The organism is Pseudoalteromonas sp. 3J6 (assembly GCF_903995135.1).
Taxonomy (GTDB): domain Bacteria; phylum Pseudomonadota; class Gammaproteobacteria; order Enterobacterales; family Alteromonadaceae; genus Pseudoalteromonas.
In genome coordinates this window covers 682,305-702,700 of the sequence record NZ_LR877185.1, presented here as the reverse complement: position 1 = coordinate 702,700, position 20,396 = coordinate 682,305, and the positions used below count along the sequence as shown (strand labels likewise).

The 20,396-nt window shown below is 41.7% G+C and carries 26 protein-coding genes; 5 read left to right on the top strand and 21 right to left on the bottom strand.

Annotated elements, in window-relative coordinates:
- Positions 1–1,041: 1,041 nt before the first annotated feature.
- The 18 genes from rplQ to P3J6_RS03160 form a co-directional block, all read right to left on the bottom strand.
- Positions 1,042–1,443: a 50S ribosomal protein L17 gene (rplQ, locus tag P3J6_RS03245; RefSeq protein ID WP_008115370.1), complete on the bottom strand. Its 402-nt coding sequence runs from the start codon at positions 1,441–1,443 to the stop codon at positions 1,042–1,044.
- A 39-nt stretch (positions 1,444–1,482) separates the two neighbouring features.
- Positions 1,483–2,469, bottom strand: coding sequence for a DNA-directed RNA polymerase subunit alpha (locus P3J6_RS03240; RefSeq protein WP_008115371.1), 987 nt, complete (start codon positions 2,467–2,469; stop codon positions 1,483–1,485).
- A 24-nt stretch (positions 2,470–2,493) separates the two neighbouring features.
- The gene (gene rpsD / locus P3J6_RS03235) at positions 2,494–3,114 is read right to left on the bottom strand and encodes a 30S ribosomal protein S4 (protein WP_002959461.1); all 621 of its coding nucleotides are present in this window, start codon (positions 3,112–3,114) and stop codon (positions 2,494–2,496) included.
- A 21-nt stretch (positions 3,115–3,135) separates the two neighbouring features.
- Complete coding sequence (gene rpsK, locus P3J6_RS03230) at positions 3,136–3,522, bottom strand: 30S ribosomal protein S11 (RefSeq protein ID WP_002959471.1); 387 nt, start codon at positions 3,520–3,522, stop codon at positions 3,136–3,138.
- Positions 3,523–3,534: 12 nt separating this feature from the next.
- Complete coding sequence (rpsM, locus tag P3J6_RS03225; protein WP_008115377.1) at positions 3,535–3,891, bottom strand: 30S ribosomal protein S13; 357 nt, start codon at positions 3,889–3,891, stop codon at positions 3,535–3,537.
- A 125-nt stretch (positions 3,892–4,016) separates the two neighbouring features.
- On the bottom strand, positions 4,017–4,130 hold the full coding sequence (gene rpmJ, locus P3J6_RS03220; RefSeq protein ID WP_002959476.1) for a 50S ribosomal protein L36: 114 nt from the start codon (positions 4,128–4,130) through the stop codon (positions 4,017–4,019).
- A gap of 22 nt (positions 4,131–4,152) precedes the next feature.
- Positions 4,153–5,481, bottom strand: a complete 1,329-nt coding sequence (gene secY / locus P3J6_RS03215; protein WP_008115380.1) for a preprotein translocase subunit SecY — start codon at positions 5,479–5,481, stop codon at positions 4,153–4,155.
- A 10-nt stretch (positions 5,482–5,491) separates the two neighbouring features.
- A complete protein-coding gene (rplO, locus tag P3J6_RS03210; RefSeq protein WP_008115382.1) occupies positions 5,492–5,926 on the bottom strand; it encodes a 50S ribosomal protein L15 in 435 nt (144 codons plus the stop codon).
- A gap of 4 nt (positions 5,927–5,930) precedes the next feature.
- Positions 5,931–6,113 carry a 50S ribosomal protein L30 gene (gene rpmD, locus P3J6_RS03205; RefSeq protein ID WP_008115384.1) on the bottom strand — a complete coding sequence of 61 codons (183 nt, stop codon included), beginning with the start codon at positions 6,111–6,113 and terminating at the stop codon, positions 5,931–5,933.
- A 3-nt stretch (positions 6,114–6,116) separates the two neighbouring features.
- Positions 6,117–6,623: a 30S ribosomal protein S5 gene (rpsE, locus tag P3J6_RS03200; RefSeq protein WP_008115387.1), complete on the bottom strand. Its 507-nt coding sequence runs from the start codon at positions 6,621–6,623 to the stop codon at positions 6,117–6,119.
- A 9-nt stretch (positions 6,624–6,632) separates the two neighbouring features.
- The gene (rplR, locus tag P3J6_RS03195; protein WP_008115388.1) at positions 6,633–6,983 is read right to left on the bottom strand and encodes a 50S ribosomal protein L18; all 351 of its coding nucleotides are present in this window, start codon (positions 6,981–6,983) and stop codon (positions 6,633–6,635) included.
- Between the two features lie 9 nt (positions 6,984–6,992).
- Positions 6,993–7,526 carry a 50S ribosomal protein L6 gene (rplF, locus tag P3J6_RS03190; protein ID WP_008115390.1) on the bottom strand — a complete coding sequence of 178 codons (534 nt, stop codon included), beginning with the start codon at positions 7,524–7,526 and terminating at the stop codon, positions 6,993–6,995.
- A gap of 13 nt (positions 7,527–7,539) precedes the next feature.
- Positions 7,540–7,932: a 30S ribosomal protein S8 gene (gene rpsH, locus P3J6_RS03185; protein ID WP_008115392.1), complete on the bottom strand. Its 393-nt coding sequence runs from the start codon at positions 7,930–7,932 to the stop codon at positions 7,540–7,542.
- A gap of 21 nt (positions 7,933–7,953) precedes the next feature.
- Positions 7,954–8,259, bottom strand: coding sequence for a 30S ribosomal protein S14 (rpsN, locus tag P3J6_RS03180; protein ID WP_006794245.1), 306 nt, complete (start codon positions 8,257–8,259; stop codon positions 7,954–7,956).
- A gap of 10 nt (positions 8,260–8,269) precedes the next feature.
- Positions 8,270–8,809 (bottom strand): 50S ribosomal protein L5, encoded by a 540-nt coding sequence (gene rplE, locus P3J6_RS03175; RefSeq protein ID WP_010392500.1) that lies wholly within the window; start codon positions 8,807–8,809, stop codon positions 8,270–8,272.
- Positions 8,810–8,825: 16 nt separating this feature from the next.
- Complete coding sequence (gene rplX / locus P3J6_RS03170) at positions 8,826–9,140, bottom strand: 50S ribosomal protein L24 (RefSeq protein WP_004589210.1); 315 nt, start codon at positions 9,138–9,140, stop codon at positions 8,826–8,828.
- Between the two features lie 10 nt (positions 9,141–9,150).
- A complete protein-coding gene (rplN, locus tag P3J6_RS03165) occupies positions 9,151–9,519 on the bottom strand; it encodes a 50S ribosomal protein L14 (protein WP_008115397.1) in 369 nt (122 codons plus the stop codon).
- Between the two features lie 274 nt (positions 9,520–9,793).
- On the bottom strand, positions 9,794–11,731 hold the full coding sequence (locus tag P3J6_RS03160; protein ID WP_198522218.1) for an AsmA family protein: 1,938 nt from the start codon (positions 11,729–11,731) through the stop codon (positions 9,794–9,796).
- A 266-nt stretch (positions 11,732–11,997) separates the two neighbouring features.
- Here P3J6_RS03160 and P3J6_RS03155 point away from each other — a divergent pair, with 266 nt between their 5' ends.
- The 3 genes from P3J6_RS03155 to P3J6_RS03145 all read left to right on the top strand — a co-directional run bounded on the left by P3J6_RS03155 (position 11,998) and on the right by P3J6_RS03145 (position 15,012).
- Complete coding sequence (locus P3J6_RS03155; RefSeq protein ID WP_138608290.1) at positions 11,998–13,161, top strand: hypothetical protein; 1,164 nt, start codon at positions 11,998–12,000, stop codon at positions 13,159–13,161.
- Positions 13,162–13,453: 292 nt separating this feature from the next.
- Complete coding sequence (locus P3J6_RS03150) at positions 13,454–14,131, top strand: TorF family putative porin (protein WP_178956715.1); 678 nt, start codon at positions 13,454–13,456, stop codon at positions 14,129–14,131.
- A 203-nt stretch (positions 14,132–14,334) separates the two neighbouring features.
- Positions 14,335–15,012 carry a nitroreductase family protein gene (locus P3J6_RS03145; RefSeq protein WP_198522217.1) on the top strand — a complete coding sequence of 226 codons (678 nt, stop codon included), beginning with the start codon at positions 14,335–14,337 and terminating at the stop codon, positions 15,010–15,012.
- A 12-nt stretch (positions 15,013–15,024) separates the two neighbouring features.
- On the opposite strand, the gene P3J6_RS03140 is transcribed toward P3J6_RS03145, so the two are convergent.
- The 3 genes from P3J6_RS03140 to P3J6_RS03130 are packed head-to-tail and all read right to left on the bottom strand — an operon-like array spanning position 15,025 to position 19,665.
- A complete protein-coding gene (locus tag P3J6_RS03140) occupies positions 15,025–16,092 on the bottom strand; it encodes an efflux RND transporter periplasmic adaptor subunit (protein ID WP_198522216.1) in 1,068 nt (355 codons plus the stop codon).
- Positions 16,082–19,357 (bottom strand): efflux RND transporter permease subunit, encoded by a 3,276-nt coding sequence (locus P3J6_RS03135; protein ID WP_198522215.1) that lies wholly within the window; start codon positions 19,355–19,357, stop codon positions 16,082–16,084. The genes P3J6_RS03140 and P3J6_RS03135 overlap by 11 nt, the downstream gene beginning before the upstream one ends.
- Before the next feature lie 5 nt (positions 19,358–19,362).
- Positions 19,363–19,665: an ArsR/SmtB family transcription factor gene (locus P3J6_RS03130; protein ID WP_198522214.1), complete on the bottom strand. Its 303-nt coding sequence runs from the start codon at positions 19,663–19,665 to the stop codon at positions 19,363–19,365.
- A gap of 129 nt (positions 19,666–19,794) precedes the next feature.
- On the opposite strand from P3J6_RS03130, the gene P3J6_RS03125 reads away from it, so the two are divergent.
- Complete coding sequence (locus P3J6_RS03125; protein ID WP_010392474.1) at positions 19,795–19,983, top strand: YgaP family membrane protein; 189 nt, start codon at positions 19,795–19,797, stop codon at positions 19,981–19,983.
- 5 nt (positions 19,984–19,988) lie between these two features.
- Positions 19,989–20,333 carry a rhodanese-like domain-containing protein gene (locus P3J6_RS03120; protein ID WP_138608299.1) on the top strand — a complete coding sequence of 115 codons (345 nt, stop codon included), beginning with the start codon at positions 19,989–19,991 and terminating at the stop codon, positions 20,331–20,333.
- Positions 20,334–20,396: the final 63 nt, after the last annotated feature.

Genomic DNA, 20,396 nt, shown 5'->3' with positions numbered 1-20,396 from the left:
TCTGTTACCGCTCGACTTGCATGTGTTAGGCCTGCCGCCAGCGTTCAATCTGAGCCATGATCAAACTCTTCAATTAAAAAGTTTTTTGTCTTTCGACAGCTCAATGAATTCTGAATTTATTTAATATCTTTCGATATTGAATTGACTGTGCTGCAATAAATAAATTTATTGCTGTTGGTCACTCAGTTTCAATTGAGACTCTAAATTTGTTTGCCTCACTTAGTAAACTAAGCTTGGCTGTTAGAACTCAATCTGTACGAGTGCCCACACAGATGATTGCTTTATATTGTTAAAGAACGTTGCGATTAAAGCGTTAAACTTTATCTCGCTAGGGCTGCGCATATTACGCTTTCCTATTTTTTTGTCAACACTTAATTTTACTAAACTTAAAAGTTTTCAAAACTAAGTTTTACTCGACTCACTGAGTAGCTCGTGCCTCGCTATGCGTTGGCGTTCCCCGTCTCAGTGGGGTCGCATTATAGGGAGATCCGAAAACAGATCAACCCTTTTTTGAAGAAAAGTTGAAATAAATGACTGTTCGTTGGATATTTAGACTAAACGCTTAAAAAGACAACTAAAGCTAATCATATTTCGCCTTTAAAGCTGTAAAAACTTATTTTTTGGAAAATCTTTTCATAGTTATTGTAGCGATTATCAAGAAAACAAATTGTTTAGCTTTATATGGCCATTTAGATTAGTGGCGAATAAGTACATCAGGCAAGGGCTCTACTATATAAAGTTAATGAGCTATTGGTGGGTATCAATTATTTCGAACTTTTTTATATTAATAACTATAAACTGTAAAAGTCGTTACATTGTCATATATTTATTAGTCTAAATAGCTTTACTTATAAATAGAAAGATAGCAGTCCTAAACGCTCGCATTATGATTCGTCGATTCTAGTTAGGCTATTTTATTAGATGAAAGGAATGAGAATAAATTTGCTATTAATAATAGAGCTAAAAGCTTTATTCATTTGTGTGAATTTTAGATATTAAAAAGCCGAGCATAAGCTCGGCTTTTTGGTGTCTCTTTAAGACTTACTCTGCAGACTGCGCGTCTTCTTGAACTTCTTCGCTCGCCGCTGGGCGACCAACTAGTTCAATATAAGCCATTGGTGCATTATCACCAGCACGGAAGCCACACTTAAGAATACGAGTGTAACCACCTGGACGATCCGCATTACGAGGACCGATTTCACTGAATAACTTACCAACTACTTCATTATCACGCGTGCGAGCAAACGCTAAACGGCGATTTGCTACACTGTCAGTCTTAGCCAGTGTGATTAAAGGTTCAATTACACGGCGTAACTCTTTCGCTTTAGGCAAAGTAGTTTTGATGATTTCATGTTTCACCAAAGAACCTGCCATATTGCTGAACATCGCTTTACGATGGCTACTGTTACGGTTTAATTGACGACCACTCTTACGATGGCGCATGACCCTATCCTTCTAACTAAACTAATATAGTGATTTAGATTATTCAGCTAGGCTTGCAGGCGGCCAATTTTCTAGGCGCATGCCTAGAGAAAGACCACGTGAAGCTAGCACGTCTTTTATTTCAGTTAGAGACTTCTTACCTAGATTAGGCGTTTTAAGAAGCTCAACTTCAGTGCGCTGAACTAAATCACCGATATATTGAATTTGCTCGGCTTTCAAACAGTTTGCTGAACGTACTGTTAATTCAAGATCATCAACTGGACGAAGTAGAATAGGATCGAATTCTGGCTTCTCTTCTTTCTCTTCTGGCTCAGTTACATCACGTAAATCTACGAATGCATCTAATTGCTCAGCTAAGATAGTAGACGCACGGCGGATCGCTTCTTCAGGATCTAAGGTGCCGTTTGTTTCCATATCAATGATTAACTTGTCTAAATCTGTACGTTGCTCAACACGGGCTGATTCAACCGAGTACGCAATACGTTCAACTGGGCTGAATGATGCATCAAGCAGCAATCGACCAATTGGACGCTCATCGTCATCAGAGGATAAACGACTAGATGCCGGCACATAACCACGACCACGCTCAACACGAATACGCATGCTGATCTCGCTGTTATTTGTTGTTAAATTACAAATAACATGATCTGGGTTAGCAATTGTTACATCGCCATCGTGCTGAATATCTGCCGCAGTCACAGGGCCTACACCAGATTTAGTCAGGGTCAGAAAAACTTCATCTTTGCCTTCTAACGTTACCGCTAGACCTTTAAGGTTTAGTAGTATTTCAATGATGTCTTCTTGTACGCCTTCTTTCGCGCTGTACTCATGCAATACACCGTCGATTTCAACTTCAGTTACTGCACATCCAGGCATAGATGATAACAGTATACGGCGTAAGGCATTACCCAAAGTGTGACCAAAGCCACGCTCGAGTGGTTCTAAAACTACTTTAGAACGCGTTGGGTTGATAGCGTCGATATCGACTAACCTTGGTTTTAGAAATTCTGTAACAGAACCCTGCATTTTATCCTCTCTTAACTCTTAACTTTACTTAGAGTAAAGTTCGACGATTAGTTGTTCATTAATGTCCGCAGACAGATCTGAACGCTCAGGTAGGCGCTTGAAGCTACCTTCCAATTTCTTACCGTCAACTTCAACCCAAGTCGGCTTTTCACGTTGCTCAGCCAACTCTAGAGCAGCGATGATACGTGCTTGTGTTTTAGACTTCTCACGGATTACAACAGTATCTTCTGGAGTAATTACGTATGAAGGAATATTCACAACACGACCATTAACTAGAATCGCTTTGTGGCTTACTAACTGACGTGCTTCAGCGCGTGTGCTAGCAAAACCCATGCGATATACAACATTGTCTAAACGTTGCTCTAAAAGCTGTAACAAGTTTTCACCTGTGTTGCCTTTAAGGCGAGCAGCTTCTTTGTAGTAGTTACGGAATTGCTTTTCTAATACACCGTAAATACGACGTACTTTTTGCTTTTCACGTAATTGTAAACCGTAATCAGATAAGCGTCCTTTACGAGCGCCGTGCTGACCAGGTGCAGTCTCAAGTTTACACTTAGAGTCGATAGCTCTTACGCCGCTCTTAAGGAACAGGTCAGTACCTTCACGACGACTCAGCTTGAGCTTAGGGCCCAAATATCTTGCCATGTTATTTCTCCTAACCTATTGTTAAACGCGACGTTTCTTCGGTGGACGACAACCATTATGTGGTATTGGCGTCACGTCAGTAATGTTGGTGATACGGTAACCAGCAGCATTCAAAGCACGTACAGCAGATTCACGACCTGGACCTGGACCTTTGATGAAAACTTCTAGATTTTTTAAACCGTATTCTTGAGCAGCAGTACCTGCACGCTCTGCAGCAACCTGAGCAGCGAATGGAGTAGATTTACGTGAACCACGGAAACCTGAACCACCGGCAGTAGCCCATGATAGTGCATTACCTTGACGGTCGGTAATCGTTACAATAGTGTTGTTGAAAGACGCATGAACATGAGCCATACCATCAGCAACTTGCTTTTTAACCTTTTTACGACGAATTGGTGTCTTAGCCATTTTACTATCCCCTTATCGCTTAATAGGCTTACGAGGACCCTTACGGGTACGCGCGTTAGTCTTTGTTCTTTGACCACGAAGTGGTAAAGAGCGACGGTGACGTAGGCCACGGAAACAACCAAGGTCCATAAGGCGCTTGATATTCAAAGTAACTTCACGACGAAGGTCACCTTCTACAGTGTACTTGCCAACTGCTTCACGCAGTACGTCAAGTGTTTCGTCTGAAAGTTCACCGATTTTTGTGGTCTCGGCGATACCAGTCGCTTCTAAGATAGCCTTAGAGCGAGTCTTACCTATGCCATAAATAGCTGTTAAACCAATAACTGCATGTTTATGATCAGGGACGTTAATGCCAGCGATACGGGCCACTAACACATCTCCTATATTTGAATTTGGTAATCATCTGTTTGAAAAGCCCGTAAGGATACTCAAACGAAGACCAAATCACAACTAAAAACACAGGCCGAGAAACCTCAGCCTGCACGACTGTTTACTTAGCCTTGCCTTTGCTTATGCTTAGGCTCACTGCAAATTACGCGTACTACACCAGCACGTTTAATAACTTTACAGTTACGGCATATTTTCTTAACGGAAGCACGTACTTTCATTGCTCAACTCCGTAAACTGACCTTATCGACCGTAGCCTTTAAGGTTCGCTTTTTTCAGCACAGAATCATACTGATGTGACATCAGATGCGTCTGTACTTGTGCCATAAAGTCCATGATTACAACAACGATAATCAAAATTGATGTACCGCCGAAATAGAATGGCGTTTGCCATGCCATAGTCATGAATTCGGGCACCAGACAGATAAAGGTTATATACAAAGCACCTGCCAATGTCAGGCGTGTCATCACTTTATCAATGTATTTAGATGTCTGCTCACCTGGACGAATACCTGGGATAAATGCGCCAGATTTTTTCAGGTTGTCTGCTGTTTCACGCGGGTTAAAAACCAACGCTGTGTAGAAAAAGCAGAAGAAGATGATAGCCGCAGCTAAAACCATTGCATACAAAGGCTGACCTGGAGTCAACGTTGTAGCAATTGCTTGTAGCACATCAGCAACCGGACCTTCACCCTGGCCGAACCAGCTTGCAATTGTACCAGGGAACAGAATTATACTGCTAGCGAAGATTGGTGGAATAACACCCGCCATATTTACTTTCAGAGGTAAATGCGTGCTTTGAGCAGCAAATACTTGACGACCTTGTTGACGTTTGGCGTAGTTAACAACAATACGTCGTTGACCACGTTCAAAGAATACAACAAGATAAGTAACAGCGAATACTATAACCGCAACCATCAACAGTACAAAAACATTCAAATCACCTTGGCGCGCCATTTCGGCTGTCGAACCAATAGCAGACGGCAGGTTAGCTACAATACCAACAAATATTAGAACTGAGATACCGTTACCGATACCACGTTCTGTTATCTGTTCGCCCAACCACATAAGGAACATAGTACCGGTTACTAAACTCACCACTGCGGTGAAATAGAATCCCATACCTGGGTTAACAACTAACCCGTTCATCATGCCCGGTAAGCTTGTGGCAATACCGATTGATTGGATAGTAGCAAGCACAAGCGTGCCGTAGCGTGTGTACTGGCTTATCTTTTTACGCCCTTGCTCACCTTCTTTCTTAAGCTCTATAAACGGCGGATACATATGCGTTAATAGTTGCGTAATAATCGAAGCCGAGATATACGGCATGATACCCAGTGCTAACACTGAAGCTCGCTCAAGCGCACCACCGCTAAACATGTTGAACATCTCAACAATGGTGCCCTTTTGTTGCTCGAAGAAATCGGCAAGTACAGCGGCGTCAATCCCAGGGATCGGCACAAATGAACCTAGACGGTAAATTATGATAGCACCCAATACGAAGAGTAATCGGCGCTTCAATTCCGAAAGTCCACCTTGTGCACTTTGTGTATCTTGACCTGGTTTAGCCATTAGTACTTCCTTAGTCTTCTACCTTGCCTCCGGCAGCTTCGATAGCTTCGCGTGCACCTTTAGAAGCCTTAAGGCCTTTAACGGTAACAGCGCGTGAAACTTCGCCAGATTTAACAACTTTAACGAACTGAACGTTCTTTTTAACTAGACCAGCTGCTTGTAACGCGCTTAGGTCTACCACATCGCCTTCAACTTTAGCGATTTCGTATAGGTTAATTTCTGCAGATACTAAAGATTTGCGAGAAGTGAAACCGAACTTAGGTAGACGACGTTGCATAGGCATTTGACCGCCCTCAAAACCAACGCGTACTTTACCGCCAGAACGTGATTTTTGACCTTTGTGACCACGGCCACCAGTCTTACCAAGACCAGAACCGATACCACGACCAACACGTTTTGGAGCAGTTTTTGAACCTGCAGCAGGTGAAAGTGTATTCAAATGCATCGAATTACCCCTCTACCTTAACCATGTAATAAACCTGGTTGATCATACCACGCACACATGCTGTGTCTTCTAACTCAACAGTGTGATTGATACGACGTAAACCAAGACCGCGTAATGTAGCTTTATGCTTCGGTAAACGACCGATAGAGCTTTTTACTTGTGTTACTTTTACAGTTTTATTAGCCATGGTTTACCCCAAAATCTCATCTACTCGAAGACCACGTTTTGCAGCGATCGACTGAGGAGAATTCATGTTCTCAAGAGCTGAGATCGTTGCACGTACAACGTTGATCGGGTTAGTAGAACCGTAACATTTAGAAAGTACGTTCTGCACACCAGTCACTTCAAGTACTGCACGCATAGCACCACCTGCAATGATACCAGTACCTTCAGATGCTGGTTTCATAAACACTTGTGAGCCAGCATGACGTCCTTTAACAGGATGCTGTAATGTGTTGCCATTTAGGTCTACGTTGATCATGTTACGACGTGCTTTTTCCATTGCTTTTTGAATAGCAGCTGGAACTTCACGTGCTTTACCATAACCGAAACCTACTTTACCTGCGCCATCACCAACTACAGTTAGTGCAGTAAAGCTAAAGATACGACCACCTTTAACTACTTTAGACACACGGTTCACCGCGATTAGCTTTTCAGCTAAATCAGGCTGTTGTTGCTTTGCTTCTACGTTAGCCATTGTCTACTCCTAGAATTGCAAACCGGCTTCACGCGCAGCATCAGCTAGCGCCTTCACACGGCCGTGATATTTAAAGCCACTGCGATCAAAAGCAATCTTTTCGATGCCTTTGTCAGCCGCACGTTCAGCAACCGCTTTACCAACTGCTTGTGCAGCTGCAACGTTGCCTGTGCCTTTAACTGTTTCGCTAATAGCTTTCTCAACAGTAGAAGCAGCAGCCAGTACATTACCCTCAGCGTTTACAACTTGAGCGTAAATGTGACGTGGCGTGCGGTGGATAACAAGACGCGTTGTGCCTTGTTCAATATAATTTCTACGAGTGCGTTTAGCACGACGTAGACGAGCTGTTTTTTTATCCATCGTCTTACCTTACTTCTTCTTAGCCTCTTTACGGCGTACATTCTCATCTGAATAACGAACACCTTTACCTTTATAAGGCTCAGGTTTACGGTATGCACGAATGTTAGCAGCTGTTTGACCAACTAACTGCTTGTCTACGCCCTTAACTAGAACTTCTGTTTGGCTTGGAGTTTCAATCGTAATTCCTTCAGGAACTGCGAAATTAACTGGGTGCGAGAAACCAAGAGTTAAGTCTAAAACTTTGCCCTTAGCTGCAGCACGGTAACCAACACCTACTAACTGAAGTTTCTTCTCGTAACCTTCATGCGTACCAACAACCATGTTGTTGATTAGAGCGCGAGCAGTACCTGCTTGTGCCCATGCATTGGCTACGCCTTCACGAGGTAAAGTTGTAATAACGTTGTCGTTAACTTGTACTTCAACAGCATTGTTGATAGTACGAGTAAGTTCACCGTTTTTGCCTTTAACTGTGATTTCCTGGCCTTTTAATGTAACTTCTACACCGGCAGGAACGTTTATTGGTGCCTTTGCTATGCGAGACATAGTTCCCCTCCGATTAAGCTACAAAACCAATGATTTCACCACCAACGCCTGCACTACGTGCTGCGCGGTCTGTCATTAGGCCTTTAGAAGTTGATACGATAGCGATACCTAAACCACCCATTACCTTCGGTAATTCGTCACGTCTCTTATAGATACGTAGACCAGGGCGACTTACACGCTGGATATTTTCAATAACAGCTTTGCCTTCGAAGTACTTTAACTCGATAGAAAGCTCAGGTTTAACATCACCACTTACTGCGAAGTCTGCGATGTAACCTTCATTTTTTAATACATTAGCTACTGCTACTTTCAGTTTCGAATTTGGCATCGTTACAGATACTTTCTTCGCTGACTGACCGTTACGGATTCGTGTAAATAAATCCGCGATAGGATCTTGCAAGCTCATAGTCTTACTCCCATGATTCTATTACCAGCTAGCCTTTTTAAGGCCAGGAATTTCACCGCGCATAGCTGCTTCGCGAACTTTAATACGGCTCATGCCGAATTTGCGAAGGAAACCATGTGGGCGGCCCGTAATGTTACAACGATTACGTTGACGTGCAGGGCTAGAATCACGAGGTAAAGCTTGTAGCTTAAGTACCGCGTCCCAACGATCATCTTCAGATGTATTAACATCACTGATGATAGCTTTTAGTGCTGCACGCTTTTCAGCGTACTGAGCAACTAGTTTAGTGCGCTTTGCTTCGCGCGCTTTCATAGAATTCTTTGCCATAACCCTACCCTTATTTCTTGAATGGGAAGTTAAACGCTTCTAACAACGCACGGCCTTCCTCATCTGATTTCGCAGATGTAGTGATTGTGATATCCATACCGCGTACACGGTCTACTTTATCATAATCAATTTCTGGGAAGATGATTTGTTCACGTACGCCCATGCTGTAGTTACCACGTCCATCAAAAGACTTAGCACTTACACCACGGAAGTCACGGATACGTGGGATAGCGATTGAAACCAAACGCTCAAAAAAGTCCCACATACGCTCGCCGCGTAGGGTTACTTTACAACCAATCGGGTAACCTTCACGCACTTTGAAGCCAGCAACAGATTTGCGTGCTTTAGTGATTAAAGGTTTCTGACCAGAGATAGCTTCTAGATCCGCAACAGCGTTATCTAAAATCTTCTTGTCAGCTAAGGCTTCGCCCACACCCATGTTTAATGTGATCTTTTCGATCTGAGGGACTTGCATGACAGAGCTGAAACCAAACTTCTCTTGAAGTTCAGCAACTACTTTGTCTTTATATACTTCATGCAGTTTCGCCATCATTCTACTCCAACTATTAGATAGTTTTACCAGTAGATTTAAAGATACGTAATTTCTTACCATCTTCAATCTTGAAACCTACACGATCTGCTTTGCTCGTTTCCGAGTTGTAGATCGCAACGTTTGATACGTCGATAGACGCTTCTTTCTCAACAATACCGCCAGCTTGGTTCAACTGTGGAACCGGCTTTTGATGTTTCTTGATTAAGTTAATGCCTTCGACAAATACTCGACCAGACTCGGTTACAACTGAAAGCACTTTGCCGCGCTTACCTTTGTCTTTACCTGCTAGTACGATTACTTCGTCATCACGACGGATTTTTGCTGCCATGATAGACTCCTTACAGTACTTCTGGGGCTAGTGAAACGATTTTCATGAACTTTTCATTACGAAGTTCGCGAGTCACAGGGCCGAAAATACGAGTACCAATAGGCTGCAAGTTATCATTTAAGATAACAGCCGCATTGCTGTCGAAACGGATCAATGAACCGTCTGGACGACGAACGCCTTTTTTGGTACGCACAACTACCGCGTTTTTAACATCACCTTTCTTCACTTTACCGCGAGGAATCGCTTCTTTTACAGAAACTTTAATGATATCGCCAATCGCTGCATAGCGACGGTGTGAACCACCAAGGACTTTTATACACTGCACTTTGCGAGCGCCGCTGTTATCAGCAACTTCCAGCTGAGTTTGCATTTGGATCATGTTAATGACCTCCGGTGTAGTAATTACAACTTGTCTTAAATTTGTTTAAAATCAAGACATTTCGATTGAATTCCACTCAAAAAACATACTAGATGTCTCTTAAGGGCGGGCAATTGTATCAGCATTGAGAGGGGAGTGGTAGGTTATTTTTTAATTAATTTAATGCGGACGCTAAATTAGAAACTGGTTTTTTATGCTATTTATCTAAATTACAGGTGGTTATAAAACAAACAAGGCATCTCAGCGATGCCTTGTTTTATATCAGTAATTAAAATTAGCCAAACAAACCTTTTAATTTGTCTTTAATTTTGTCTTTAGCTTTTTCTTTTGCTTCATCTTTAACCGCACTGCCTATATCTAATTTTATGCCAACATCATGAAATGGGCCTTTTATCCTCAGGGGAATTTTAAAGCCAGTGCTATCATCGGTAGTACCTTGACCTTCAATAGAATCAACTAAACCTGTTACTAGGCGGTAATTAACCAGAGTTTGCGGTAAATCAACATCTCCTTCACCTGAAATACGTATTAAAGGGCTGATCAACGATAAATCAGTATTTTTGCCTACGCCATTGGTAAAGTTAAAACTACCAGAAAGTGCAGAGAAATCTGTTTTCTCAGATTCCTCAAATCCTGTATCTAATCCCTCAGACACGGCATTAAAGTTGCCTTTAACTAGCTCTTTACCCTTACGCACCATTTCTGCTACGTTTGCTCCCTTAACTGCACCATCAGCGAACTTGAACCCTAGTTTACCATTAAGCGCGTTAATAAACGTTTTTTGGCTTTGCCCTGCTGTGGTTAGATTCCAGTTTAAAGAGCCCTTGCCCATTAGCTTATCAAACCCTGCAGCATCGCTAAGTAATGGCTGTGCGTCTATTTTATCTAAATCGAAGTTGGTTGCTATTTTATACGGGGTATTTTGGGCATTGATAGTCACCCCCCCTTTACCTGTTCCTTCATAAGCGGCAAAGCTATCTAAGCTTAATTTAGCAATGCTATTTTTAAGTGCTACAGTAAACTGGTTAGCGCCGAGTTTAATGTCGTTAGCTTTTAAACCGCTTGAACGGACAATCACATTTGCATCTAATGCATTTAAGCCACTTAAATCAATTTTAGTATCATCCCACACTATTGGCTCTGCAGGCTTAGAGTCGTCTTTTGCTGGGACTTCTTTTTTAGCTACGGTTTCAGGTAAGTAAGGATTTAAATCAAGCATGCCTAAGTCAATATCAGCATTAACCGCTAAACGACTGCCTAGATTCACCTTACTTTTACCTTTAATCTCGAGTGCATCGAGCGTTGCAACTAATTCAGTTAGGTTAAACTCTTCACCGAGCAGGTGCATTTGGGCATTGATACTAAAGGCATTAAACGCATTGTCTTTAGTGTTTAAGTCAACCCCTTGCCAGTTAGCAATATTTTTAACTGAATCACCGTTAAGTGCTAATAATCCATTAATATCTTGGCCTTGTTTGGCTATGCTGCCATCAAACGTTAAATCTACTAAACGTGAGTTAAGTTTTTGCTTTACATTAAATGTGGCGCCTTCAATCGCTTTTGCTGGAGTATCAAGTTTTACATCAAGTTCAAATCGCTCTTGCATATAAGTAATAGCACCGGTTACTTCGAGCTGTTTGCGCAGTGAAGGCAGTAATATAGCCAGTTCTAAATCGCTAATTTGTTGTTTAGCACCCGTTTGACCATCTAAATAAGTAAATGACCCGCCATAAATAGCGACTTCACCTAATTGAATATCAAAGTTTTCAGGTAGTTTGACTGCCTCACCCGATTGAGTTTGTTGCTCTGGTTGCTTGGCCACTGCATCAAATAACTGCCAGTTCGCTTTGCCGCTTTTATCGGTTTCTAGCAAAATATCAGGCTCATTAATTACAAACTTTTCTAGCTTTAGTTCGCCACCGAGTAATGAAAGCCACGGAATATGAACAGCAAGTTGCTGCATACTTGCCATATCAGCGCGAGAGCCACTGGGCATATTGGCAAAATGCACATCATTAAGCTCCAGCTTTAATGCAGGAAATACACTGAGGGTTTTATCTCCCTTTATCGTTAATGTGCGCCCAGTTGTTTTTTCTACCTGCTCAGACACTTTATTAAAAATAGTATCAGTAGGAATTAAAAATGGTGCAGCAACAATTAACGCTATACATAGCAATAATATGACACCAATAATTTTAAATAAGGTCTTCATGATCATCCTTTCAAACGTGCAAATAATGCTCTTATCATAGCGAGAGTTAGCGCGAAAAGCATTGTTAAACAAATAAAAATGTATTAACCATAGCTATCCTCTTTCTAAATTAGGTTTTGAAGACTCACTTTAATAAACTTAAAGATTCACGCTTCTGATTACATTCCTTTAATTGTTCGGTATGATGCGCGCCCCTGTTGTATTTAGCCTAAATAAGCTAAAATAAAGCGACTAAAAAGTATATCTAACCGGAGAGTCTACAAGGCATGAAGAAACTGCTAATTTCACCGTCAAAAATGGCATTAGGCGAGCAAGAAAGTCAAATTTACCAAAACATTCTGAAGCAATCTTCAGAGCTAAGCCTAAACCTGATGGCTGTGAAAGTGGAAAACCATCCAGAAGACTTTTTAGGTTGGTGTTACGAGCTATTAAGCGCAAGCCGCGACCGCATTAATTATGACTTACTCGAAACCCCACAATTACCATTATTAAAAAAGCTGCATGACCAACTTATTTCAGCCATTAGCTTTTTACAATTAAAAACATTACGGGTAGCGCCTTGGCCAGTAGTGAGTATGTTTGTAGAGCAACATAAAGAACTGGTGGCACTTGATGAGCAGTTACGTTTAACTACTTATATTGCAGGCCTACGTGAAAAATCGTTAAAAGATATGATCCCTGAAGACTTACTCGCTTTTAGCGGTAAGCATATGGCATCACTCGATCCGAGTACTTATAATTTTGATGTAGAATGGTTTGCCTCTACCAAAAGCGCCAAAGGTTTTCACCAGATGCTGGCTGACCTGCCAGGTGCCTTCGACGACGCGCTTAGCAACATTCCACTTGAGGGTGATGTAGCCCAAACTGATTATCAGCAATTTGTAGTTGCTTACTTGAGTGCATTTAATGGTAGTGATGAAAAACCAACACTGGCACCTGCCACCCGCTTATTAGCAATGCGCCGCCCTGATGTATTTACACCAATAAGCAATAGCCGCTTAGATGCACTTTGCTCAGCTTTAGGTATCACCAAATTAAATAACCGCGACTTTGAGCGTTATTGGCAAGATGTAGTACAAAGTATTCACGCTATGTCATGGTTTAAAATGGCCAACGCTGGTAATGAACTAGAAACCCAATTAGTAGATATTAAAGCGCTTATACCTTGTTTTTTTTACTATGCAGATACTAACACTGCTGATAACTCTAACTACATTAAGCTACTTAATAAACCTACACGTAGCACTTCTAGCAGCAGTAAAGCGCCACGCCGAGGTAAAGAATCTGCTGAGATTTTAGTGGACCGCGCTCTTGCTGCTGATGATATCCCAGAACATATTCGTGCTAAACGCGACTCCATTATTAGCGAAGTACAGAAAGGTCGTGGCGTAAACGAAACAATTACCCTAATGCGCACCATATTTGGTTAATTAATCAACAAGTAAACCCAAATGGCCTAGCAGCGCTTTGATGGTGCAGCTAGGCTACTTTTTGCACCAGCAAAGTGAACCTTTAAAATAATCACTTTTGTATACCTACCTCATGTTATTTTCAATACATTGTTTTAAATAATAAAAATAATTTATAAACAAATAAGTTTAATTTGGCACACACAGTGCAAATACCCCATTAGTAACATAATAAAATGCCGCCAAACAAAAGGTTGTAGTCATTCATAATAAAAAGCCTTGGCGTGCAAAATCATACAATGGGAAATAAGACATGCTAAAACTACAAAAAACAATATTGATCAGTGCATTGGCATTAACAGGAATGACATCAACTACTGCATGTGCTGAAGTAACAGCAAATGCAGCAGCCACTTCTAACTACTTATGGCGCGGACAAGAGCAAACTGGGGGCGATGCAGCTGTATCTGGCGGTATTGATTACGCTAATGAATCTGGCTTTTATGCGGGTACTTGGGCGTCAAATGCGTCTTGGGCCGATGAAATGACCTACGAGCTAGACTTATACGCAGGTTTTGGCGGCGCAATTAATGAAAGCGTGAGTTATGACGTAGGTTATATTTATTACGCGTACCCAGATGCGGCATCAGGTGCCGATGCAGATTTTTCTGAAGTTTACGGTAGCATTAGTGTCCAAGGTTTTACATTTGGCGCAGCCGTACTTGCAACTTCTGCTGCCAATGGTGACGGTACTGATTTTGGTGATTCATTGTATCTAAATGCCGATTACAGCTTCGCTGTTGGTAGCGATGGCACAGAAATGGCGCTACACATAGGGCATTACTCAGGCGATTTCATCGGTGATGACAATATTATTGATTATGGTGTATCTGTGTCTAAAGATGGTTTTACTTTTGGTCTATCAGATAACGACATGGACGGCTCTGATGTAAAAGCCTATGTAGCCTACGCTGTAGACTTTAACCTATAAAAAATGTGTTACTTGCTGCAACACTAAGGGCCGCAAGGCCCTTTCTCGTTTCATTGAGATCTTACTGCTACTCAAATTTGTTTTTGCTAAAAATTTTTTACTGCCAGTTTATTTTTATGATTGAATAAACTTAATAACACTTGCGTAGAAATGAGCCTCTCGGTATAAAAACAAAACACTCTAAAAATAAGAAGCGAACAGCCATGCAAGATCACAAAAGCCAACCATTAACCGATTTTATAGAATACCCGTCAGAGGAAATGCTCGAGCGAGCGAATGAGTTTTTACAAACTAGCCAACGCCGCCATAGTATTCGCAGCTTTAGTAACCGCCAGGTGCCAAAAGAAATAATCGAAACCTGTATAAAAGCGGCAGGTACAGCACCTAGTGGCGCAAACCACCAGCCTTGGCATTTTGTGGCCATTAATAGCGCAGATGTTAAAAAGCAAATTCGTGAAGCAGCCGAGAAATTAGAACGCTCATTTTATGAAGGTCGCGCAGGCGAAGAATGGCTTGATGCATTAAAACCATTAGGCACCGATGCTAATAAACCCTATTTAGAGCACGCACCATGGTTGATTGCAGTGTTTAGTCAAAAAAAGGGAGGTGTAAATACGGACGACAAAAACACCAATTACTATGTGCATGAATCAGTAGGGCTGGCCACTGGTTTTTTAATTCAAGCACTACACCGAGCAGGCCTTGCAACCTTGACCCACACGCCAAAACCAATGAGCTTTTTAACCGATATTTGTGGTCGCGACAAAGATAACGAGCGCCCTTACATGCTATTAATTGCAGGCTACCCCGATGAGCATGCAACGGTACCACTGCATGCACTTGATAAAAAGTCGCTGGATGAAATAGCCACTTTTATTTAACCTGAACTCTGGTTATTCAGTTATTGGTTGATAATCCACTGCTATTTTATCGCCAGCTTTAAGGCCCGTAATAATATGTTGCTGATTATCAATCTGCTCACCTAAGCGCACAAAACGACGCTCAATTTTGTCAGCGTTAATGACATACATCATACTGAGCTGTCCAAAGTCATGTATCCAATTAGGGTTAACAAGCACACCTTGGGTGTTTTCAAACGGTAAATGCAATTGTGCATATAACCCAGGGATCATCCCTGATTGTGGCTCAATTTCTAATCGGATCAGTAAGCTACGTGCAGCGTTATCAACGACTGGTACAATTTCACTGATATTTGCAACCGTTGTTAGGTTGAGCGAAGGTAAACTCACGTTTAAACGATCGCCTAACTTAAGCTTTACTGCTTGTTGCTCTCGTACATTAAAAGCAAGTTGAAGTTGCTTTGGATTATAAAGCGTTAACAACGGTATACCAGGTGTGGCTGTATCGCCAGGTTCAGCTAAACGCTCAACAACGACACCAGATATAGGGGCTTTAATTTGCGTGTAGTTAAGTGATACTTGCGCCTGGGCTTGCTGCTGTTTTGCTCCAGCTAAGTTGGCAGTTAAGTTATCAAATTTTGCTTTAGCATCATCAAATTCACTCACTGGTACTAACCCTTTTGCCTGTAAGTCAGTTACTCTAATAAGTTGCTTTTTAGCTTGGTTTAATGAGGCTTGCACCGCATTAATATTTGCCTCACTTTGTGCCAGCATCGCTTTAAAGTCATCTTGCTTAAGGGTGATCAATAAGTCACCTTGATTAACTTTATCACCGGCGCGCACTTTAAATTGCTTTACTTGTGCCATTACATTTGACGAAATTTGGGTGTTTTGTTTCGCAATTACACTCCCTGGTACATACTCTGTTCGCGAAATAGTTTGCAGCTCAACAGTGACCACCTCACCTTGATATTGAGTAACTGGAATCTCTTTTAACCCTGCAGATTGTTTATCACTAAAGCTACCGGCCATATATAGCACAGCTACAATAACCACAACCAATGCACTGATTGCGCCTAAAACTTTTGATTTACCCTGCATGTGCTTCTTCCTCTGGGTTTGTAAACACTAAATAATAAACAAGCGGTACAACAAATAACGAAAATACGGTAGACGCCACGATGCCAAAAATAATTGCTATGGCTAATCCGCTAAATACTGGGTCAAGTGTGATCACTAAGTTACCTAACAAAGTAGTTCCGGCGGTTAATAATACTGGCCGCATTCGTACCGCCCCTGCAGCAATAAGTGCCTCTTTTATTGCCATCCCCTGAGTTCGTGCTTGGTTAATAAATTCGACTAAAATAAGTGAGTTACGAACGACAATACCTGCTAAGGCAATCATGCCTATCATCGCAGTAGCGGTAAATAATACCGGCTCAGGAGCCCCCGCTATGGTGCGTTCACCAAATTGATTGAGTAACCAAAATCCGGGCATAATACCAATCACAGTTAATGGAATAGCCGACATGATAATCAGCGACAAACTAACAGATTGAGTTTGAATACGTAAAATAATAAATATAGCACTGAGCGCAAAGGCAAAAGCAATGCCCATATCCCTGAACACATCAATGGTGATACGCCACTCACCTTCACCACTGAAGTTAACATCAGTTCCTTGCGGTAATTGCCATGGCGCGGTTCCGCCATTATTAAAAAAGTGCCGTGTTAACCACACGCTTTTTTCAAACCCATGATCACTTGCGTTTAAATCGGCATTTACATCCGCAATAATCTCTGCAGGCGTGCGTCCATTTAGTTCCGCCATCACATAAATAACGTCACGCTGATCTTTACGCATTAGTGTGTGGGCCACGTTTAATGGTTCAAACTCTCCCAGCTCTGAAAGCGATACTAAAGGCCTTGGTGCACTTGTTATACCTAACTCATTACTGGTTTTAGCTAAGTCCCTATCCCCTCTTACTTGCAGCGCAAGTAATTGTGAAAGCTGATTACGTTCGCTATAAGGCAATTGTAATTGTATAGAGACTGGCTGAGTTTCATCGCTTACGTACAACACTCCAACCTGTTGCCCCTGCGAAGCAATACTGAGTGTTTGTGCAATATTTTGGGTAGTAATAGCACTGAGCGCAGCTTTGGATTTATCTGTAATAAAGCGCTGTAATGGCGCAGGAGCAACCAAAGAGGTATCAACCTCAACAACATGAGGCTCTTGGCGTAAACGTGCTGCAACATGTTGAGCAGCCTGCCTATGGGTATGCTTATCAACAAAGGGATCACGATACACTTCAGCGACTAAAGTGCTCAACACCGGTGGCCCAGGTGGTACCTCAACCACTTTAATAACAATGCCATTTTTTGCTAAAGGAGCAAGTTGTTCGCGTAACCGCATAACCACCCCATGTGATTGATGATCTCGTGCTGATTTATCCACCAGCAATACTCTGAGCTCTGCTAAGTTAGCAGCTTCACGGCGATAATAACCACGCACCATGCCATTAAAATCCATGCTGGAGGGCTGCCCAATATATGCGGCTATTTCACTTACTTCATTTAACTGCCACGTGAGGGTTTGAATTTGCTTAGTAAAAGCAGCTGTGCTCTCTAGATTAGTACCCTCTGGCATATCTATAAGTACTTGCAGCTCATTTTTGTTATCAAAGGGCAGGAGTTTTAATGGTACCAAGCGCATCACGGGTAACATGGCACTGATAATAAACAATCCTAATGTTATCCATAGCACCCATTTAGCTCGCACTTTTGAGGCAAGTAATGGACTGAGTAATCGTTGGTATAAACCCGCTTTAGGCTCAAGCTCAGGTTGTTCTAAGGTGTTTGATTTAAGCAATTTCATTGCCAACCATGGGGTGACAAAAAAGGCTACCAAAGTAGACACCATGACACTAATGGGCACGTTGAACGCCATAGGTGCCATGTATGGCCCCATCATGCCGGTAATAAACGCCAGTGGAATAAACGCCACCATTATAGTGAGTGTCGACATAAGCAAGGCATTTCGAATTTCGCTCATTGCGCCAACAACATTTTGTTTTTTATCGCCTTTGTTATTTATAAAGCGACTAATATTATCAATACCCGTGATAGGGTCGTCTACCAGTAAGCCTAATGATAAAATAAGCGCAAATAAGGTCACCCGGTTAATGGTGTAACCAAATGCAAAATCTAATGAGAGTGTAATGCCATAACAAATAGGAACCGCCAGCCCAACCACCACGGCAGGACGCCAACCTAAAAACACGCCAACAAATATCACCACAGTAAACACTGCAAACACTAAACTTGATGTGAGGTTATTTACTTTTTCATTCGCAGTTTGGCCATAATCTCTGAGTACTGTATAGCTAACTTCTGGTGGTAATAAGGTATTTGTAAGTTCATTCATCATGGTATGAACATCATTTGCAACAGCAACCGCATTAGTCCCTGTTTGCTTGGCTACGCTTAAAGTAACCATAGGCAACTGCTGCTGATCAGTAGATTGCGCTAACCATTGGTAATGCTCAGTTTCACCAGGGCCATCGCTTACTGTTGCAATGTCCATCAAGTAAACACTTTTACCATTAACCACATTAACAACTAATTGCTCTACCGCTGATTGTGTTCTTAGTACATCACCTGCCTGAATAGCAATTTGCTGCTGATTATCAACCACATTTCCCACTTGGGTGAGTTGGTTTGATACATTTAATGCGTAAAAAACATCGTTTACCGTGGTTTGATGGGCAGCCAGTGCGCTGGCATTTAAATTGATGGTAAGAGTACGTGTACGCCCCGAAATTACTTTAACTTCACTGGTATGCTCAATGCGTTGTAAACTATTAGCAATTTCGTTAGCAAAACGGGTTAGTTCATAATCACCATAGAGTTGCGGGTCTTTACTGTAGAGGCCTAACATCACAATAGGCACGTCATCTACTTCTATTGGGCGAATTTGCCAACTTTTGATCACCGATGCCATTGTATGCTGATAACTATTTAGTTTTGCGTAGGTATCTAAAATAGCTTGTTCGCGGTTGTGCCCTACTTCAAAGCGCAGCGTAACCACTGTACTGTTAGTTTGTGTGGTTGAGTAAATATGCTCAACTCCCACCAACTGGGCCAGTAACTTTTCGAGCGGTTGAGTTACTAACCTAGCGACTTCAGGCGCCTCAACGTTAGGTGCAGATACATAAATATCGAGCATGGGCACAGTAATTTGTGGCTCTTCTTCTCGAGGTGTCTGATTTAGTGCAAATACCCCAAGTAACAAAGACATCACAAAAATAATAATCGGAATGCGACCACTTAAACTACTTTTTACCGCATTGTCTATTAAGCTCATCGCACTTAGCCCTTACAAAATAACCCATACAAGGTACCAAGCAAAACGACCGCATTTTCATCAATGACACGATAATAAATTGTTTGGCTCTCGCGGCGCGTAGCCACAATATTTGCTTTACGCAGCGCTGCTAAATGCTGAGATAACGCAGACTGCGCTAATGGCACGGCTTCATTAAGCTGAGATACGCTCATTTCTGAATCTTGCAAAGAACATAAAACCATTAAGCGATTTTTATTGGCTAAAATTTTTAATAGCTGCTCAGCTTGTTCTACATTGCCGGCCATGGCAGTAAAGTCAATATTCATACTATGCTCTTATTCTAAAATAGAGCCTGAGTATAAGACGTTAGGTTAGAAAAGTCTAATATTAGATTTTACTAATATAGATATATCTAATATAGTAGCTGTACTGAATTAAATAACTGGCCTACTATAATGAAACTAAACAATGCACTCAGACTAATCGCTGGCATAATGATTATTGTGTCGCTTTTATTGCAAACTTATCACGATCCTAAGTGGATTTACTTTACAGCTTTTATCGCAGTAAATTTAATTCAATCAGCTTTTACTAGCTGGTGCCCAATGATCACTTTATTACGCAAACTTGGCTTTAAGGAATAAACACCATGCTTACACCCATTCCCGATTTACTAAAAATAATTACTCCTAATCAGCGCCGTATTGATGCCGAACAAGCAAAGAAAGAACTTGAGCAAAATAAAGGCTTACTGATTGATGTGCGTGAACCCGCTGAACATGCCACCAAAGCAGCTACTGGCGCAATTAACATTCCACGCGGGTTACTTGAAATGAAACTTATGGAAATAGAAAAAGACGCAGCCCGTCCTATTTATTTACATTGCGCTAGTGGCGCGCGTGCAACATTAAGTGCTGAGGCACTGACTCGAGTAGGTTACAGAAATGTGACAGTTATCACCTGTGATGCAACGAAAGTGTTGAATACATTCTAATTTTTTTAACAAAAAAGTAACCTTAATGTGGTACGATTTGCTTTTTATACTTTATAGGTACAA

Coding starts and splice junctions, on each gene's coding strand:
- rplO (WP_008115382.1), bottom strand. CDS start 5,926: ATGCATTTGAATACACTTTCACCTGCTGCAGGTTCAAAAACTGCTCCA.
- rplF (WP_008115390.1), bottom strand. CDS start 7,526: ATGTCTCGCATAGCAAAGGCACCAATAAACGTTCCTGCCGGTGTAGAA.
- P3J6_RS03150 (WP_178956715.1), top strand. CDS start 13,454: ATGCTAAAACTACAAAAAACAATATTGATCAGTGCATTGGCATTAACA.
- P3J6_RS03140 (WP_198522216.1), bottom strand. CDS start 16,092: ATGCAGGGTAAATCAAAAGTTTTAGGCGCAATCAGTGCATTGGTTGTG.
- rplR (WP_008115388.1), bottom strand. CDS start 6,983: ATGGATAAAAAAACAGCTCGTCTACGTCGTGCTAAACGCACTCGTAGA.
- P3J6_RS03160 (WP_198522218.1), bottom strand. CDS start 11,731: ATGAAGACCTTATTTAAAATTATTGGTGTCATATTATTGCTATGTATA.
- rplX (WP_004589210.1), bottom strand. CDS start 9,140: ATGGCAGCAAAAATCCGTCGTGATGACGAAGTAATCGTACTAGCAGGT.
- rpsD (WP_002959461.1), bottom strand. CDS start 3,114: ATGGCAAGATATTTGGGCCCTAAGCTCAAGCTGAGTCGTCGTGAAGGT.
- rpsK (WP_002959471.1), bottom strand. CDS start 3,522: ATGGCTAAGACACCAATTCGTCGTAAAAAGGTTAAAAAGCAAGTTGCT.
- P3J6_RS03120 (WP_138608299.1), top strand. CDS start 19,989: ATGCTTACACCCATTCCCGATTTACTAAAAATAATTACTCCTAATCAG.
- rplQ (WP_008115370.1), bottom strand. CDS start 1,443: ATGCGCCATCGTAAGAGTGGTCGTCAATTAAACCGTAACAGTAGCCAT.
- P3J6_RS03125 (WP_010392474.1), top strand. CDS start 19,795: ATGAAACTAAACAATGCACTCAGACTAATCGCTGGCATAATGATTATT.
- rpsN (WP_006794245.1), bottom strand. CDS start 8,259: ATGGCAAAGAATTCTATGAAAGCGCGCGAAGCAAAGCGCACTAAACTA.
- P3J6_RS03145 (WP_198522217.1), top strand. CDS start 14,335: ATGCAAGATCACAAAAGCCAACCATTAACCGATTTTATAGAATACCCG.
- rplE (WP_010392500.1), bottom strand. CDS start 8,809: ATGGCGAAACTGCATGAAGTATATAAAGACAAAGTAGTTGCTGAACTT.
- P3J6_RS03240 (WP_008115371.1), bottom strand. CDS start 2,469: ATGCAGGGTTCTGTTACAGAATTTCTAAAACCAAGGTTAGTCGATATC.
- rpsH (WP_008115392.1), bottom strand. CDS start 7,932: ATGAGCTTGCAAGATCCTATCGCGGATTTATTTACACGAATCCGTAAC.
- P3J6_RS03135 (WP_198522215.1), bottom strand. CDS start 19,357: ATGAGCTTAATAGACAATGCGGTAAAAAGTAGTTTAAGTGGTCGCATT.
- secY (WP_008115380.1), bottom strand. CDS start 5,481: ATGGCTAAACCAGGTCAAGATACACAAAGTGCACAAGGTGGACTTTCG.
- rpmD (WP_008115384.1), bottom strand. CDS start 6,113: ATGGCTAATAAAACTGTAAAAGTAACACAAGTAAAAAGCTCTATCGGT.
- P3J6_RS03155 (WP_138608290.1), top strand. CDS start 11,998: ATGAAGAAACTGCTAATTTCACCGTCAAAAATGGCATTAGGCGAGCAA.
- rplN (WP_008115397.1), bottom strand. CDS start 9,519: ATGATCCAAATGCAAACTCAGCTGGAAGTTGCTGATAACAGCGGCGCT.
- rpmJ (WP_002959476.1), bottom strand. CDS start 4,130: ATGAAAGTACGTGCTTCCGTTAAGAAAATATGCCGTAACTGTAAAGTT.
- P3J6_RS03130 (WP_198522214.1), bottom strand. CDS start 19,665: ATGAATATTGACTTTACTGCCATGGCCGGCAATGTAGAACAAGCTGAG.
- rpsE (WP_008115387.1), bottom strand. CDS start 6,623: ATGGCTAACGTAGAAGCAAAGCAACAACAGCCTGATTTAGCTGAAAAG.